Origin of the sequence: Bradyrhizobium sp. LTSP849 (assembly GCF_000938255.1) — a bacterium.
Lineage (GTDB): Bacteria > Pseudomonadota > Alphaproteobacteria > Rhizobiales > Xanthobacteraceae > Bradyrhizobium.
This window is the reverse complement of the sequence record NZ_JYMR01000023.1, coordinates 265,380-278,985: the sequence shown is the minus strand read 5'-3', so window position 1 is coordinate 278,985 and position 13,606 is coordinate 265,380. Positions and strand designations below refer to the sequence as shown.

Annotated in this window: 12 protein-coding genes; 2 read left to right on the top strand and 10 right to left on the bottom strand. The window is 64.7% G+C overall.

Annotated features, from left to right (window positions below; translation table 11 throughout):
* Positions 1–5: 5 nt before the first annotated feature.
* Genes UB31_RS17130 through UB31_RS17095 form a run of 8 tightly spaced genes read right to left on the bottom strand, consistent with a single transcriptional unit; the run spans position 6 to position 9,267 of the window.
* Positions 6–776, bottom strand: a complete 771-nt coding sequence (locus UB31_RS17130) for a polysaccharide deacetylase family protein (RefSeq protein ID WP_045011688.1) — start codon at positions 774–776, stop codon at positions 6–8.
* Positions 773–1,618, bottom strand: a complete 846-nt coding sequence (locus UB31_RS17125; protein WP_045011687.1) for a polysaccharide deacetylase family protein — start codon at positions 1,616–1,618, stop codon at positions 773–775. Before UB31_RS17125 ends, UB31_RS17130 begins: the two co-directional genes overlap by 4 nt.
* Positions 1,615–3,156 carry an ABC transporter substrate-binding protein gene (locus tag UB31_RS17120; RefSeq protein ID WP_045011686.1) on the bottom strand — a complete coding sequence of 514 codons (1,542 nt, stop codon included), beginning with the start codon at positions 3,154–3,156 and terminating at the stop codon, positions 1,615–1,617. The genes UB31_RS17125 and UB31_RS17120 overlap by 4 nt, the downstream gene beginning before the upstream one ends.
* A gap of 13 nt (positions 3,157–3,169) precedes the next feature.
* Complete coding sequence (locus UB31_RS17115) at positions 3,170–4,777, bottom strand: ABC transporter ATP-binding protein (RefSeq protein ID WP_045011685.1); 1,608 nt, start codon at positions 4,775–4,777, stop codon at positions 3,170–3,172.
* A complete protein-coding gene (locus UB31_RS17110) occupies positions 4,774–5,586 on the bottom strand; it encodes an ABC transporter permease (protein WP_045011684.1) in 813 nt (270 codons plus the stop codon). The genes UB31_RS17115 and UB31_RS17110 overlap by 4 nt, the downstream gene beginning before the upstream one ends.
* Positions 5,583–6,527 (bottom strand): ABC transporter permease, encoded by a 945-nt coding sequence (locus tag UB31_RS17105; protein WP_045011683.1) that lies wholly within the window; start codon positions 6,525–6,527, stop codon positions 5,583–5,585. Before UB31_RS17105 ends, UB31_RS17110 begins: the two co-directional genes overlap by 4 nt.
* 14 nt (positions 6,528–6,541) lie before the next feature.
* Complete coding sequence (locus UB31_RS17100) at positions 6,542–8,107, bottom strand: ABC transporter substrate-binding protein (RefSeq protein WP_045011682.1); 1,566 nt, start codon at positions 8,105–8,107, stop codon at positions 6,542–6,544.
* Entirely contained in the window at positions 8,107–9,267 is a 1,161-nt protein-coding gene (locus UB31_RS17095; protein ID WP_045011681.1) for a C45 family autoproteolytic acyltransferase/hydrolase, read from the bottom strand. The genes UB31_RS17100 and UB31_RS17095 overlap by 1 nt, the downstream gene beginning before the upstream one ends.
* A gap of 65 nt (positions 9,268–9,332) precedes the next feature.
* Between UB31_RS17095 and UB31_RS17090 the strand changes: the two genes are divergently transcribed.
* Positions 9,333–10,256 (top strand): GntR family transcriptional regulator, encoded by a 924-nt coding sequence (locus UB31_RS17090; RefSeq protein ID WP_045011680.1) that lies wholly within the window; start codon positions 9,333–9,335, stop codon positions 10,254–10,256.
* Between the two features lie 19 nt (positions 10,257–10,275).
* Complete coding sequence (gene aptA, locus UB31_RS17085; RefSeq protein ID WP_045011679.1) at positions 10,276–11,619, top strand: omega-aminotransferase AptA; 1,344 nt, start codon at positions 10,276–10,278, stop codon at positions 11,617–11,619.
* A 6-nt stretch (positions 11,620–11,625) separates the two neighbouring features.
* On the opposite strand, the gene UB31_RS17080 is transcribed toward aptA, so the two are convergent.
* Both UB31_RS17080 and UB31_RS17075 read right to left on the bottom strand, forming a co-directional pair.
* Positions 11,626–12,609: an ABC transporter ATP-binding protein gene (locus UB31_RS17080; protein WP_045007110.1), complete on the bottom strand. Its 984-nt coding sequence runs from the start codon at positions 12,607–12,609 to the stop codon at positions 11,626–11,628.
* Complete coding sequence (locus UB31_RS17075; RefSeq protein WP_045011854.1) at positions 12,606–13,595, bottom strand: ABC transporter ATP-binding protein; 990 nt, start codon at positions 13,593–13,595, stop codon at positions 12,606–12,608. The genes UB31_RS17080 and UB31_RS17075 overlap by 4 nt, the downstream gene beginning before the upstream one ends.
* Positions 13,596–13,606: the final 11 nt, after the last annotated feature.

Here is a 13,606-nt window from a genome sequence, read left to right as displayed (position 1 = left end):
GACATTCACCGACGCACCTGACCGGCGATCTCCTCGCAGGTCAGGAAAGAGACACCGTCGAGATTGCGCAGCCAGGTCAGCAAGCCGTCGAGCGCGGCGATGCGGCTGGCCCGGGCGCTGCCATAGTCGCTACGGGGATGCAGTGTCAGCGTGATCAGGCAGCGTGCGCGATACATGGCCTCGATCTCCTCGCGCCACATCTTCATGACGCGATCGTGTGTCTGGCGCTGGCCGTAGAGCGTCGCGTCGATCAATATTTCCGCATGCGGCACCTCGACCATGCCGCGGCCGCCGTCGGCGTCGAGCCGGTAGGGATGATCATCGTCCTGGAAGCTCGCATCATAGCGATAGCCGAGATCGGCAAGGTGTCCGAGCGTGTGCTCCGTGAGACGGCCATGCGGCGCCCGAAAGCCGCGCGGCGCATGGCCGACGATCTGCGATAGCGCCGCATGCGTACGCTCCAGCAGCGTCCGCTCGTCGATCCCGGCCGCGTCCATCTCCTCCATCGCCCAGCCATGCGCGGCGATTTCATGCCCGCGGCCAGCAAGCGCGGCGATATAGGCGGGGTTCGCCTCGGCCTCAGCGCCGGGGACGAACACGGTGGATTTGACGCCGTGGCGATCGAGCAAGCCGAACAGACGCTTGCAACCGACCGCGTAGGCGTATTTTCCGTACGAGGCGCGGCCGAACAAGGAGTCCTCGCGAGCTTGCGTCAATTCGACCGTCTTGCCCTGGAGGTTGACGGTCACAACGACCGGAACGATCGGCTTCGTCATTGTCCGCTCCAGTCCCGCCGCCAATCGGACGAGCGCTTCAGGCACCATTCCGCCAGCTCCAGCATGCCGACGAAGCGCACGCCTTCGTGGCGCTTTGCGTAATTGATGAGCCCCTCGACCGCAGCGACGCGCGCCGGCGAGCCGGACCCGTAACCGACGCGCGGATGGAAGGTCAGGTTGAAATAGCCACCCTCCGCGTAGATCGCGTCAAACTCCTGCTGCCAATGCGCCAGAACTTCCGACGGCGGCGTGTAGCTGACACGGTAGAACGGAAAATCGTCGAGGCTCGAGGTATTGTTGGGCAAGCAGACATAGTCGCTGCGCTCCGCGCCGTCGTAGCGGGCGAGATATGGCAGGTCGAAATCCTTGTCGCTGGAATCATAGACATAGCCGAGCTCGCGGAGCTTGCGCAGTGTGCGCACGGTCTTGTGCCCGGACGGCGATCGCCATCCCTTCGGTGTGATACCGGTGATCTCGGTGAGCAGCCGGTGCGTACGCTCCAGCAGCTCGGGCTCGGCATCGCCGGGATCGACGCCCTCGTGAAAGTAACCGTGCGAGCCGATCTCGATGCCCGAGCGCGAAATGTCGCGGACGAGATCGGGGCTCTCCTCGGCATCATAGCCGGAGACATAAAACGTCCAGGGCACGTTGTGGCGCGTGAACATGTCGACAAAGCGCGGGATGCCGCATTTGGCGGAATAGCGGCCGTGCGAGCGGGCGCCGAACGGCAATTGGCCGCGGCCACGCTTCAGCGATGTGCCGTCGAAATCGAGCGTGAGACCGACGACGCAGCGCGCATCGTCCGGCCAGGAATGGTGTTTGCGCTGAGCAAGGGGGATCATCGGACAACCTCGACATTCCAGAAGCGCGGCTTGCGGCCGGCCCATGGCACATAACCGCGCACCGCGGGCGAGACCGCCGAGACGTTGACACCGGAGCTCCACACGATCATCGGCGCATCATCCACAAAGAGCTTGTGGAGCGCATCGAACAAAGGCTGACGCGCCCCGGGCGCCGCCGTCTCCATCAGCTTGCCGAGCAGGTCGACCGCGTCGCGATTGCCCCAGACGCGGTCGGGCTGCGCGGCCTTATCGCCGATGAAACGGTCTAGGCCGAAGGCCGGATCGAGATAAGGTGTGTAGTTCCACACCATAAGCTGATAGTCGCCCTTATTGTAGCGGCTGAGCTGGGTCGCGAATTCGACGACCTCGACGGTGAGGTTGAGGCCCGCCTGTTGCGCCATCGCCTGCGCCAGCACGGCAACGTCGTTCATCACCGGAAAGCGCGAATTGGTGGTGATCTTGATCGGCTCGCCCTTGTAACCCGCCTCAGTCAAGAGCTTCTTTGCGCGCGCAATGTCGAGGCTGAAGCCAGCCTGCTCCACCGCGCCGTAATAGCGGCTCGAGAGCGGCACCAAAGACGTGCTCGGCTTGGCATAGCCGTCAGTCAGACTGTCGCTCATGCTGGGATAGTCGAGCGAGGCCGCAATCGCCTCGCGGATGCGCTTGTCCTTCAGCAGCGGGTCGTTCGTCTGCATCACGATCGCGTTCAGCGAGGCCACCGGCGCCGATACGATCACCAGCCCTGCCGACTTCAGCTCGCCTGCGAACTTCGGATCCGCCGACGGCCAGAGATCAAGATTGCCGGCCTGGATCGCCGCCTTCGCAGCTGCCGGATCTGGAACGATGGACAGCCTGACACGATCGACCTTGGAACTCTTGGCTCCAGTGAGGCCGTCCGCCGGTTCGCTGCGCGTAGCATAGGCCTCGTTGCGGGTCAGTTCGACGAACTGGCCGCGACGCCATTCGGCGAGCTTGAACGGACCGGTACCGATCGCCTTCTGCCAGACGCCATCGGCCCCGATCGAGCCCGGATGCGCAATGCCGGTCCCGTCGCAATCGGTCCGTGCCATCGTACTCAGGAACGCGCCGCTCGGCTCGGCGAGCCGGAACACGACCTGGTCCGGAGACAGCGCCGTGACCTCGACGATCCCAATCTTTCGCGTGCCGTCGAAATTTGTCCTGCACGGCCAGCCGGATTTCGGATCGAGGAAGCGCTCCCAGGTCCAGACCACCTCTCGCGAAGTCAGGGGCGCACCGTTGTGGAAGGTCACGCCCTCGCGCAGCGTAAAGGTGTAGGTGCGTCCGTCTGCCGACGTCTCGATCGCCTTTGCCAGCATCGGCGCGACGGTGCCATCACTGCGCCAGGCGACGAGGCCCTCATAGATCTGCTGAAGCACGAGGCCGGTATTGTCGTCGGGACTGTTGCCCGGCATCAGGCCACGGATGTCCGTCGTGATCATGCTGCGCAGGACACTCTCTGCGCGGGCCGCCGACAACGACGCAAGCGCCAGACAAAACGCAACAAACAAACGCTTCATACGCAAATCCTGTTCAGCCCGAGGCCTGCGCCACTGCCGCACCGGTGAAGTCCAACACCGGCGCCGCCGCGAGCAGCGCCTTGGTGTAGTCGTGCTGCGGGCGATCGAAAATATCGTCGCGCGAACCCTGCTCGACGATCCGGCCGCCCTGCATCACCACAACGCGATCGGCGACCTGCTCGACGGCCGCGAGATCATGGCTGATGAACAGGCAGGCGAAGCCATATTGCAGCTGGAGCCGCTCGAGCAATTTCAGCACCTGGGCCTGGATGGTCATGTCGAGGGCCGAGACCGGCTCGTCCGCCACCACGAAGGCCGGCTGGCGCACGATGGCGCGCGCGATCGCGATCCGCTGCCGCTGACCGCCGGACAATTCATGCGGCCAGCGCTTGCCGAGGCCCGCAAGCCCTACTTCCTCCAGCATCGCTTCCACACGTCGATCGCGCTCATCCGTCGCCAATTGCGGCACGTGGCGCAGTGGTTCGGCGACGATCTCGCCGACGCGCATGCGCGGATCGAGCGAGGAATAAGGATCCTGGAATACGAGCTGCGAGGCGAGACGGAAGTCGCGGTCGTTGGTCGCGGTCACGTCCCTGCCCTGAAACCTGATCTCGCCGCCCGAAATCGGGATCAACCGCAACATGGCCCGACCGAGCGTGGTCTTACCGGAGCCGCTGCCACCGACGACCGCGACCGTTTCGCCCGCGGCGATATCAAGATCGACGCCGTTGACAGCCGACACACCGGCATCACGACGGAACAGCCGCTGCCGCCCGCCGAACCCGACCTTGAGGCCCCGCACGCTGACGAGAGGCTCGCCGCCCTGTCGCTCCCTGGTTGTGGCGCCACGCCGTGGCAACGCCTCGACCAAACGCTTGGTATAGGCCTCGCTGGGCGAAGTCAGAATTTTCCGGGTCGTGCCCGTCTCGACCATCTTGCCCTGGCGCAACACCAGCGCGCGCTGCGCATAGCGCGACACCAGTCCGAGATTATGGGTGATCAGCAGCACCGACGTGCCGTGGTCGCGGGCGAGCCCGACCATCAGGTCAAGCACCTCACGCTGGGTCAGGGTATCAAGCGCCGTCGTCGGCTCATCCGCGATCAGGAGTTTTGGCTTCAGTAGCATCACCGATGCGAGCATGATGCGCTGGCGCATGCCGCCGGAGAATTCGTGCGGATAGGCGTCATAGGTTCGCTCGGGGTCGCGGATCTGCACGCGCGCCAGCATATCGATGCAGCGCCGCTTGATTTCGCGTTTTCCAAGCCGCTCATGCAGGCCGAGCCCTTCGGCCATCTGTGCACCGACGCTGATCGCGGGATTGAGCGAAACCATCGGCTCCTGGAACACCATGCCGACCGTCGGTCCGCGCAGCGCGCGCATCTGGCGCGCGGAGGCGGTCGCCAGGTCGACGCCGTCGAGCACGATGCGGCCACCGGACTTGCGCAGGCCGGGCGGCAACAAGCCCAGCACGGCGCGCGCCGCCGCCGTTTTGCCGCTGCCGGACTCGCCGACGACGGCCAGGAACTCGCCGCGTTCAACGGCAAACGAAACATCATCGACGACCACAGCCTTGCTGGCCGACGCCTCGATGCGCAGATTCTCGACCGATAGCAGCGTCATCCGTGCGCCATCCTGGGGTCGAGGCGATCACGTAAGGAATCGCCGAGCAGATTGATGCCGAGCAGCGTCAGCGCGATGCACAGGCCCGGTGCGATCGAAAGCCACGCCGCCGTCTCCATGAATGGTCGGCTCGCCGCCAGCATGTTGCCCCAGGTCGGCGCCGGCGGCGGCACGCCCAGCCCTAAGAAGCTCAGGGCGCTCTCGGCGAGCAGCACCCAGCCGAACATGCTGGTTGCTAGCACCGCGACGGGTGCGATCGCGTTCGGCATCACGTGTCGAAACATCGAATAGACTTCCGAATTGCCGATGACGCACGAGGCCTCGACATATTCCTTCTCGCGGATCGACAGCACGGTTCCACGCACCACGCGGACGACCGACGGGATGTAGGCAAGGCCGAGCGCCAGGATCAGCCCGACCTTGTTGGCGCCGACCACGATCATCACGGCCAGCGCCAGCAGGATGCCAGGGAACGCGAGCAGCGCATCGTTGACCGCCATGATGATACGGTCGGCCCAGCCTCTGATGTAACCGGCCGCGCAGCCGATCACCATGCCGGCCGTGACGGCCAGCAGCACCGTGACCAAGGCAATCACGACGCTGGCACCCGCGCCGACCATGACGCGGCTCAGCACATCGCGGCCAAACTCGTCCGTGCCGAGCCAATGCAGCGGCGACGGCGCCTGAAGCCGCGCGCGCAAATTGATGCGCAGCGGGTCGAATGGCGTCCAGAATGCGCCGGTCACGGCAGCGCCGAGCAGCAGCGCCATCAAAGCGCCGCCGATCGCGGTGTTCATGCGCACCCTCATGCCACCGTCACCCTTGGATCGAACAGCGGATAGCAGAGGTCGACGATCAGATTGACCACGACATAGATCACGGCCGTAAACAGCAGGCAGCCCTGCACGACCGGATAGTCGCGCGCGAAGATCGAATCGACCAGCAGCCGGCCGAGACCAGGCAATGTGAACACGGTCTCGATCACGGCGATGCCGCCGAGGAGATGGCCGAGCACGAGGCCGATCAGCGTCCAGGTCGGCGCGAACGCGTTCGGCAGCACGTGCCTCGCAAGCACCCGCCACTCCGGCACACCCTTGGCGCGCGCATGCGTGACATATTCCAGCCGCAGCACCTCGATCGAGGCAGCCCGCGCCATGCGCGTGAGCACGCCGATTTCCACCATGGTCAGCGTCGCGATCGGCAACACGATGAAAGTCGCCGCCTGCCAGAAATTCTCGGTGAACGGCACATATCCGATCACCGGAAGCCATTTCAGCTTGAGCCCGAACAGAAGCAGCAGCAGCAGGCCGAGCCAGAAACTCGGGATCGACAAGAGCAGCGTGACGCCGCCGACCACGGAGAGATCGAGCAGGCTGTTCTGCTTCCACGCCGCGACGAGTCCGGCCGGCACCGCGATGCAGGCAGCCAGCCCAACCGCGACCAGCACGATGATGGCGCTGACCTGGAAGCGGTCGAGGATCAACGGCAGCACCGCGAGGTTGTTGGTGATGGAGTGCCCGAAATCACCGGTCGCAAGCTTCGCGATCCAGTGCATGAATTGGAGCGGAATCGGCTGGTCGAGGCCGAGTTGGGCCCGTAGCTGCGCGGCCTGCGCGGGATCGGCTGAATCGCCGAGCATCACCTGCACGGGATCGCCGGGAATGAGCCGGACCAGCGCAAACACCCCGATCGCGACCAGCAGCAGGGTCGGGATCGTCATGGCCAGCCGTCGTGCGAGGTAACCCAACATGGCGCCGCCCTTGCCTATTCGACAGTTACGCCCCAGAAGCGCGGCTGGGGAAACAGCCAGCCGGCGTAGCCCTTGACGTTCTTTCTCATGGCTGTCAGCTCCGCGCCGTTGAACAGCACGATCATCGGCACGTCCGCGATGAAGCGCCGATGCATCTCATCGAACAGCGCCTGACGCTTGGCTGCATCGTCGATCGTCATCGACTGCCGCAGCATCTCTTGGCCTTCCGGATTGTCCCAGATCTTGCGCGGCTGCGTCGCTTTGGGTCCGGCCAGCATCTCGAAGCTCAGCGAGGGGTCGAGCCGCGCCGAATAGACGAAGGCCATCGCCTGATAGTCGCCCCTGTTGTAGCGATCGAGCTGAGCCGCCCAATCCAGCACCTCGATCTCGATATTGATGCCGACGGCCTGCGCCATAGCCTGTACGAGAACCGCGGAATCGAACACGAAATTGTAGCGCTTGTTGGCGATCATCTTGATCGGCTGACCATGATAGCCCGCTTGCGCCAGCAGCCGCTTTGCTTCGGCGATGTCCTGCACGTAGCCGTGCGTCTCCACCTCGCCGTGGAAAGGACTGCCGATCGGCAGCGCGGAATTGTTCGGGCGCGCCGTCCCCTGCATGACCGCATCGACAATCTGCTCCGTATCGAGGCAGAGCGCGATCGCGCGGCGGATTCGCACGTCCTTCAACAAGGGATCCCTGGTCTGGAACAGGATACCCGTGAGGCTTAGCGACGGAGTGACGCTGAGTTGCACGTCGGAACGCGACTTGAGATCCTCGAGGTCGGGAATCGACAACTCCGCAATGAGGTCGAGCGAACCGCTCAGGAGCCCCGCCTTCGCAGCCGAGCTGTCGGGAATTACGTTGTAGCGGACACGATCGACCTCAGCCGTCTTGCGTCCGGTAAATCCGCTGCGCGGGTCGGTCCGCGAGACGTAACCGTCGAAGCGAACCACATCGATATACTGGCCGCGCTTCCACTCCCCGAGCTTGAACGGCCCCGTGCCAATCGGGGCGATCCACTTGCCGTCGGGCCCGACGGAATCCCGGTGAATGACCGCGGTCTGACCGCAATCGGGCCGCGCGATGGTCGGCAGGAACAACGCCGTCGGCTGATCCAGCATGACGGCGACCGTCTGCTGGTCGGGCGCTTCGATCTTCTCGATCCGCGCTATGCCGGTGGCGCCGAACTCCGAAAGGCAGCGCCATTGCGTCGCCGGATTAAGCCAGCGCTTCAGCGACCAGACCACGTCATCCGCAGTCATGGTGGCGCCGTTGTGGAACTTGACGCCCTGGCGCAGGTGGAATGTATAGGTCTTGCCTTCGTTCGAAACGGTCCAGCTCTCGGCCAGCATCGGGCCGATCGAGGTATCGTCGCGGAAGGCGACCAACCCCTCCACCAGATGCGCGACCACCGCATCCGTGTTGGCGTCGCGATTGGTGCCGGGATCGGTGGAGCGGATGTCGGCATTGATCCGCGTCCGCAGCAAAGTTCCGGCGCCGGCTTTCCCTGGCATGGCCAACAGAGTCAGCGCGGCGAGACCGACCGCCCATGCCGGCGACGGCCGACGCCGTCGCATCACGCCGCCCCCGCCGCAGCCGACCGCTCAAACGCCGCTCGTCCGATCTCATCAATCTCGAGCCGGTAGGTGGTGAACTCGCGATTGAGCGACGGCAGCGGCGCCGCCTGCATCAGCCCGCTCGCCGGCTCCATCAGGATCATTGCCACGGTGGCGCTGAGATTGTTGCTGAGATTGCGGCGCGGCGGGCGGCAAACCGACCAGGGGTAGGCGAACTCGTCGAACAGCGCGGTCTTGACGGTGTCGAAGGTGATGCTGCCGATATGCGGCTGGAGCAGATCGCGGACCCGGATGTCTCGGTAGAGACTGTCCGGCGTATCCTGGATACCGGCGTCCTTCAGCTTGCCAAGCGCAACCGGGCTCACGAAGTGATTGGCGTGCACCAGGAGGCCGTTCTGCGGATGCACCTGAAAGGTCTCATCCGGCGCACATTCGAAATCGATCGCCACGCCTTCGCGGTGGCTGACGATCATGTTGTTCGCCGCGGATTTCTTGGTGCTATAGACCGCGCGCATCGCCAGCGCGAGGTGCTCGTTCTCCAGAACCTTGCGGCGGATCAGCGCCAGCGGCACGCCGACCTGACGGTAGTCGCGGTCACTTTGGAGATAGTTCGCCGTGATCGCGATGCCGACGGCATTGAAACCGCAACGACCGAGCGCACCGGCCTCGGTAAAGGTCATGAGGTCTGGGCCGTCGTCGCGCCGCACCTTCAGCACCACCGCAGTCTCCGCGCATTCGCGCTTCCAGTCCCAGTTCTGGGCGTGGATCAGGCGGCCGTTGCCGGCAGCCTGGGGCAGCACGACGACGCCCGTGCAGCCGTCCGGATCTTCCGGCGTCTTCAGGCGCGCGCGGATCTTCGGGTTTGCGAGCTTGATGATCTCGGTGCGCGCGTTGAGCAGGACGACATCCTCGAACGGAACGTCGGCGCCCGCGGCAATGCCCCGCATCTCCTCGATATAGCTCGGCTCGAACGCCTCGATGACGGGGAGATAATCCCGCACCAGCTCAGCCACACCCTTCGCATCGAGCGACAGCTCCTTCAATTGCGCGAAGTAGTGTGACGTCCCCTTTTTGATGCGGCCCGCCGCCTTCTGCCCATATTGACGTCCACGCTCGTGAGGCGGACCGGAGATTTCGATCAGGGGAAAGGGCTCGACCATGGATGCCAGGTTCCTTTTGAAGTTCCTTTTGCTTTCTCACGAAGCCTAATGTATTTTGTGATGACATGAAACAAAAATCTTCCAGCCGGGAAAAAGCGAGCCCTAGCCGCCTCCAGCGCGAATTGTCGGCTGGCATCATGGACCTGATCCGGAGCGAGGGACTTGCGCCCGGCACGCGTCTCGCCGAAGTCGCGCTGGCCGAGCGCCTCCAGGTTTCGCGCACCCCGGTGCGCGCGGCGCTGAAACTGCTTGCGACCAGCAAGCTGGTGCGCGCCGGGAAACACGGCGGCTATTTTGTGACTGATGCAGTGGCCGCCTCACACAAGGCCCTCCGCCAGCCCGCCCCGGACAACACTGACCGGCTGTTCCTCGCGATCGCGAGCGACCGCCGGGCCGGCCGGCTACCGGATGAAGTCTCCGAGCACGACCTGATGCAGCGCTACGCTGCGACCCGGCCGGTCGTGCAGCGCGTCCTCACCAAGCTTGCGGAAGTGGCCGCCGTCCAGCGCAAGCCAGGGCACGGCTGGCGCTTCCATCCGATATTCATGGACGAACAAGCGCGCCACGAGAGCTACCGATACCGCCTCATGATCGAGCCGGCCGGCCTGCTCGAGCCCGGCTTCCGGCTCGATCCTGCCTGGGCCGCCGACATGCGCCGCCGTCACGAGGAAGCGTTGACGATGCCGTGGAATCAAGCTGCCACCATCCCGCTCTACGAGATCAATGCAGCCTTTCATGAAGGCCTCGCGGCGGCATCGGGCAACCGGTATCTGCTGGTGGCCATTCAGCAGCAGAACCGGCTACGGCGCTTCGGCAACTACGATTGGACGTTTGGCCACGAGCGCGTGCTCGTGAACAGCCGCGAACACCTTGCTATTCTCGATCAACTCGAAGCCGGCCAGCACGAAGCCGCAGCCGCGCTGTTGCGCAGGCATCTCGAAAGCGCTGCGAAACTGAGGCACCGCTGGCCCAGTGCCGCCACTGACTGAACAACAAGCAAGAGGCCCCATGCCCGCAAATTCCTTCGCTTCCAACAGCCCCCTCACCCGCGAGGCCATGGAGCCGTTCTGGCTGCCGATGACGCCGAACCGGCAGTTCAAGTCCAAGCCGCGCATCTTCGTCGCCGCCGAGGGCATGCACTACGTCACAGACGACGGCCGAAGGATTCTCGACGGCATGGCCGGGCTGTGGTGCGTGAACGCGGGACACGGACAGCGGCGGATCGTCGAAGCGATCCAGGCGCAGGCAGCAAAGCTCGACTTCGTCTCCTCGTTCCAGATGAGCCATCCGGCCGCCTTCGAGCTCGCCCGGCGTATCACCGAGATCGCACCAGCGGGCCTCGACCATGTCTTCTTCACCAATTCCGGCTCGGAGTCGGTCGATACGGCCCTGAAGATCGCACGCGGCTATCACCGCGCCCGTGGCGAAGCCAGCCGCATCCGCTTCATCTCGCGCGCCAAGGCCTATCACGGCATGGGTTGGGGCGGCCTCTCGGTGAGCGGCATCGTACGCCACCGCCGGGATTTCGGCCCGCTGCTACCCGAGGTCGATCATCTCCCGCATACGCATGACCCGGAGCATGCGGCGTTCTCCCGGGGACAGCCGCAATGGGGCGCCCATTTTGCCGACGAGTTGACCAAGCTACTTCAGCTGCACGATCTCAGCACAATTGCCGCCGTCATCGTCGAACCCGTGACCGGCTCGGGCGGCGTGTTGCCGCCGCCGGTCGGCTACCTCGAGCGGTTGCGCCAGATCTGCGACCAGCACGGCATTCTGCTGATCTTCGACGAAGTAATCACGGGTTTTGGACGCCTGGGCGCAGCCTTTGGCGCAAATGCTTTCGGCGTGACGCCCGACCTCATCACCTGCGCCAAGGGCATGACCAACGCCGCCGTTCCGATGGGCGGCGTCATCGTCAGCGGCAAGGTTTATGAGGCGCTGATGCAGGGGCCAGACAATGCGATCGAGCTGTTCCACGGCTACACCTATTCGGCCCATCCGCTCGCCTGCGCGGCAGGTCTCGCCGCGCTCGACGTGTACCAGGATCTCGGCCTGTTCGAACGGGCTCGCCGCCTCGCGCCGGTGTGGGAGAACCACGCGCACGCCTTGCGCGACCTCCCTCATGTCGTCGACATTCGCAACATTGGTCTGCTGGCCGCGATCGACCTGAAGCCGCGTGAGGGCGCACCGGGTGCACGCGGCGCCGAATGCGCTGGCCGCTGCTATGAAGACGGCATCATGATCCGCAGCAGCGGCGACACGCTGTTGATCTCGCCGCCCCTGATCATCAACGAAGACCAGATCGGCGACATCTTTGCCGCCATCCGCCGGGCACTGGCCAATATAGGCTGAAGCTGTCTAGCCTTGCGGCAGTGCATCCAAATGGCAGGCCACCCATTGCTCGCCCTCGGCCGAACGAAGCAGCGGCTCTTCCGTCCGGCAGCGATCGAAGACGTAAGGGCAGCGGGTGTGGAAGCGGCATCCGCTTGGTGGATTGATCGGGCTCGGCACGTCGCCGCTGAGGATGATCGGATTGCGCTGCGCGCCGGGCTCAGGCAGCGGCACCGCCGAGAGCAGCGCCTTGGTATAGGGATGCCTTGGCGCGGCAAAGATCTCCCGGCGCGGCGCCACCTCGACGATCTTGCCGAGGTACATCACTGCGACCCGGTGGGTCATGTGCTCGACGATCGCGAGATCGTGGCTGATGAAGAGCAGCGCGAGGCCGAATTTCTGCTGGAGGTCCTGCAGCAAATTGACGATCTGGGCCTTGACCGAGACGTCGAGCGCGGAGACCGCCTCGTCGCAGACGATCAGCTCGGGCTCAGCCGCCAGCGCCCGCGCAATCCCGATACGCTGGCGCTGGCCACCCGAAAATTCGTGCGGCCGGCGATTGAGCGCTTCGCGCGGCAGGCGCACCGTGTCCATCAGCTCCGTGACGCGGACTTCAAGATCCGCCGCGGATTTTGCAAGGCCAAAGTTCCGGATCGGCTCGGCCAGAATGTCGCGCACGCGCATGCGCGGATTGAGGCTCGAGAACGGATCCTGGAACACGACCTGCACGCGCCGGCGCATCTGGCGCATCACGCTCGGCGAGGCATCGTCGATGCGCTGGCCGTCGAGGATCACCTGCCCCGCGGTGATATCGAACAGGCGCAAAACAGCGCGGCCGACCGTCGACTTGCCACAACCGGACTCACCGACCAGCGACAGCGTCTCGCCCCGTGCGATCTCGAACGACACGCCATCGACCGCATAGACCCATTCGGACTTGCGCCCGAACAGGCCTCTATTGACCGGAAAATGCTTCTTGAGGTCGTTGACCTGGAGCAGTGGAGGACTCATGCCGCGACGGCCCCCTTGGCTGCGTAATGGCAGGCGGCGACATGGCGCGGCCCCTTCTCTTCGAGCCCAGGAGCATATTGGCGGCAGAGATCGGTCGCCAGCGCGCAGCGTCCGGCAAAGACACAGCCCGTGATCGGCTTCCTGAGATCGGGGACCTGCCCGGGAATCTCGGCCAACCGTCGCGCGGTGCCGGTCAGCGACGAGCCGAGCCGCGGCACCGCGCCGAGCAGGCCCTGCGTATACGGATGACGCGGCGAGCGGAACAGCTCGGCGACCGGCGCCTCCTCGACCTTGCGGCCGGCATACATCACCATGACGCGCTCGGCGATTTCGGCGACCACGCCGAGATCGTGGGTGATCAGGATGATCGCCGCTCCTACCCGGTGCTTCAGGTCCAGCATCAGCTTCAGGATCTGCGCCTGGATGGTCACGTCGAGCGCCGTGGTCGGCTCGTCTGCGATCAGGAGTTTTGGATTGCAGGCGAGCGCAATCGCGATCATCACGCGCTGGCGCATGCCGCCAGAAAGCTGATGCGGATATTCGCGCACGCGCCGCTTCGGCTCGGGAATGCCGACGAGCGTCAGCATCTCGATCGCCTGCGCCTCAGCGGCCTGCTTGTCCAGGCCCTGATGAATCATCAGCGTCTCGCGGATCTGACGGCCCACGGTCAGCACCGGATTGAGGCTCGTCATCGGCTCTTGAAAGATCATCGAGATGTCGTTGCCGCGGATCGCGCGCATCTCGCGATCGGACAGTTGAAGCAGATCCCTTCCCGCGAAGCGGATGGTGCCGGCGATCTTGCCCGGCGGCTCGGGGATCAGCCGCATCAACGACATCGAGGTCACTGACTTGCCGCAGCCGGACTCGCCGACGATTGCCAATGTCTCGCCTTCGTTGACGTGAAAGGACACTCCGTCGACCGCGCGGTTGATGCCGCTTGGCGTACGGAAGTGGGTCTGGAGGTTCTCGACTTCGAGCAACGCCATCTTGATCAGCC

Bases quoted from the DNA above. Each gene is read 5' to 3' on its own strand.
- UB31_RS17130 (WP_045011688.1), bottom strand. From the start codon at position 776: ATGACGAAGCCGATCGTTCCGGTCGTTGTGACCGTCAACCTCCAGGGC.
- UB31_RS17125 (WP_045011687.1), bottom strand. From the start codon at position 1,618: ATGATCCCCCTTGCTCAGCGCAAACACCATTCCTGGCCGGACGATGCG.
- aptA (WP_045011679.1), top strand. From the start codon at position 10,276: ATGCCCGCAAATTCCTTCGCTTCCAACAGCCCCCTCACCCGCGAGGCC.
- UB31_RS17105 (WP_045011683.1), bottom strand. From the start codon at position 6,527: ATGTTGGGTTACCTCGCACGACGGCTGGCCATGACGATCCCGACCCTG.
- UB31_RS17115 (WP_045011685.1), bottom strand. From the start codon at position 4,777: ATGACGCTGCTATCGGTCGAGAATCTGCGCATCGAGGCGTCGGCCAGC.
- UB31_RS17120 (WP_045011686.1), bottom strand. From the start codon at position 3,156: ATGAAGCGTTTGTTTGTTGCGTTTTGTCTGGCGCTTGCGTCGTTGTCG.
- UB31_RS17080 (WP_045007110.1), bottom strand. From the start codon at position 12,609: ATGAGTCCTCCACTGCTCCAGGTCAACGACCTCAAGAAGCATTTTCCG.
- UB31_RS17090 (WP_045011680.1), top strand. From the start codon at position 9,333: ATGAAACAAAAATCTTCCAGCCGGGAAAAAGCGAGCCCTAGCCGCCTC.
- UB31_RS17100 (WP_045011682.1), bottom strand. From the start codon at position 8,107: ATGCGACGGCGTCGGCCGTCGCCGGCATGGGCGGTCGGTCTCGCCGCG.
- UB31_RS17110 (WP_045011684.1), bottom strand. From the start codon at position 5,586: ATGAGGGTGCGCATGAACACCGCGATCGGCGGCGCTTTGATGGCGCTG.
- UB31_RS17095 (WP_045011681.1), bottom strand. From the start codon at position 9,267: ATGGTCGAGCCCTTTCCCCTGATCGAAATCTCCGGTCCGCCTCACGAG.
- UB31_RS17075 (WP_045011854.1), bottom strand. From the start codon at position 13,595: ATGGCGTTGCTCGAAGTCGAGAACCTCCAGACCCACTTCCGTACGCCA.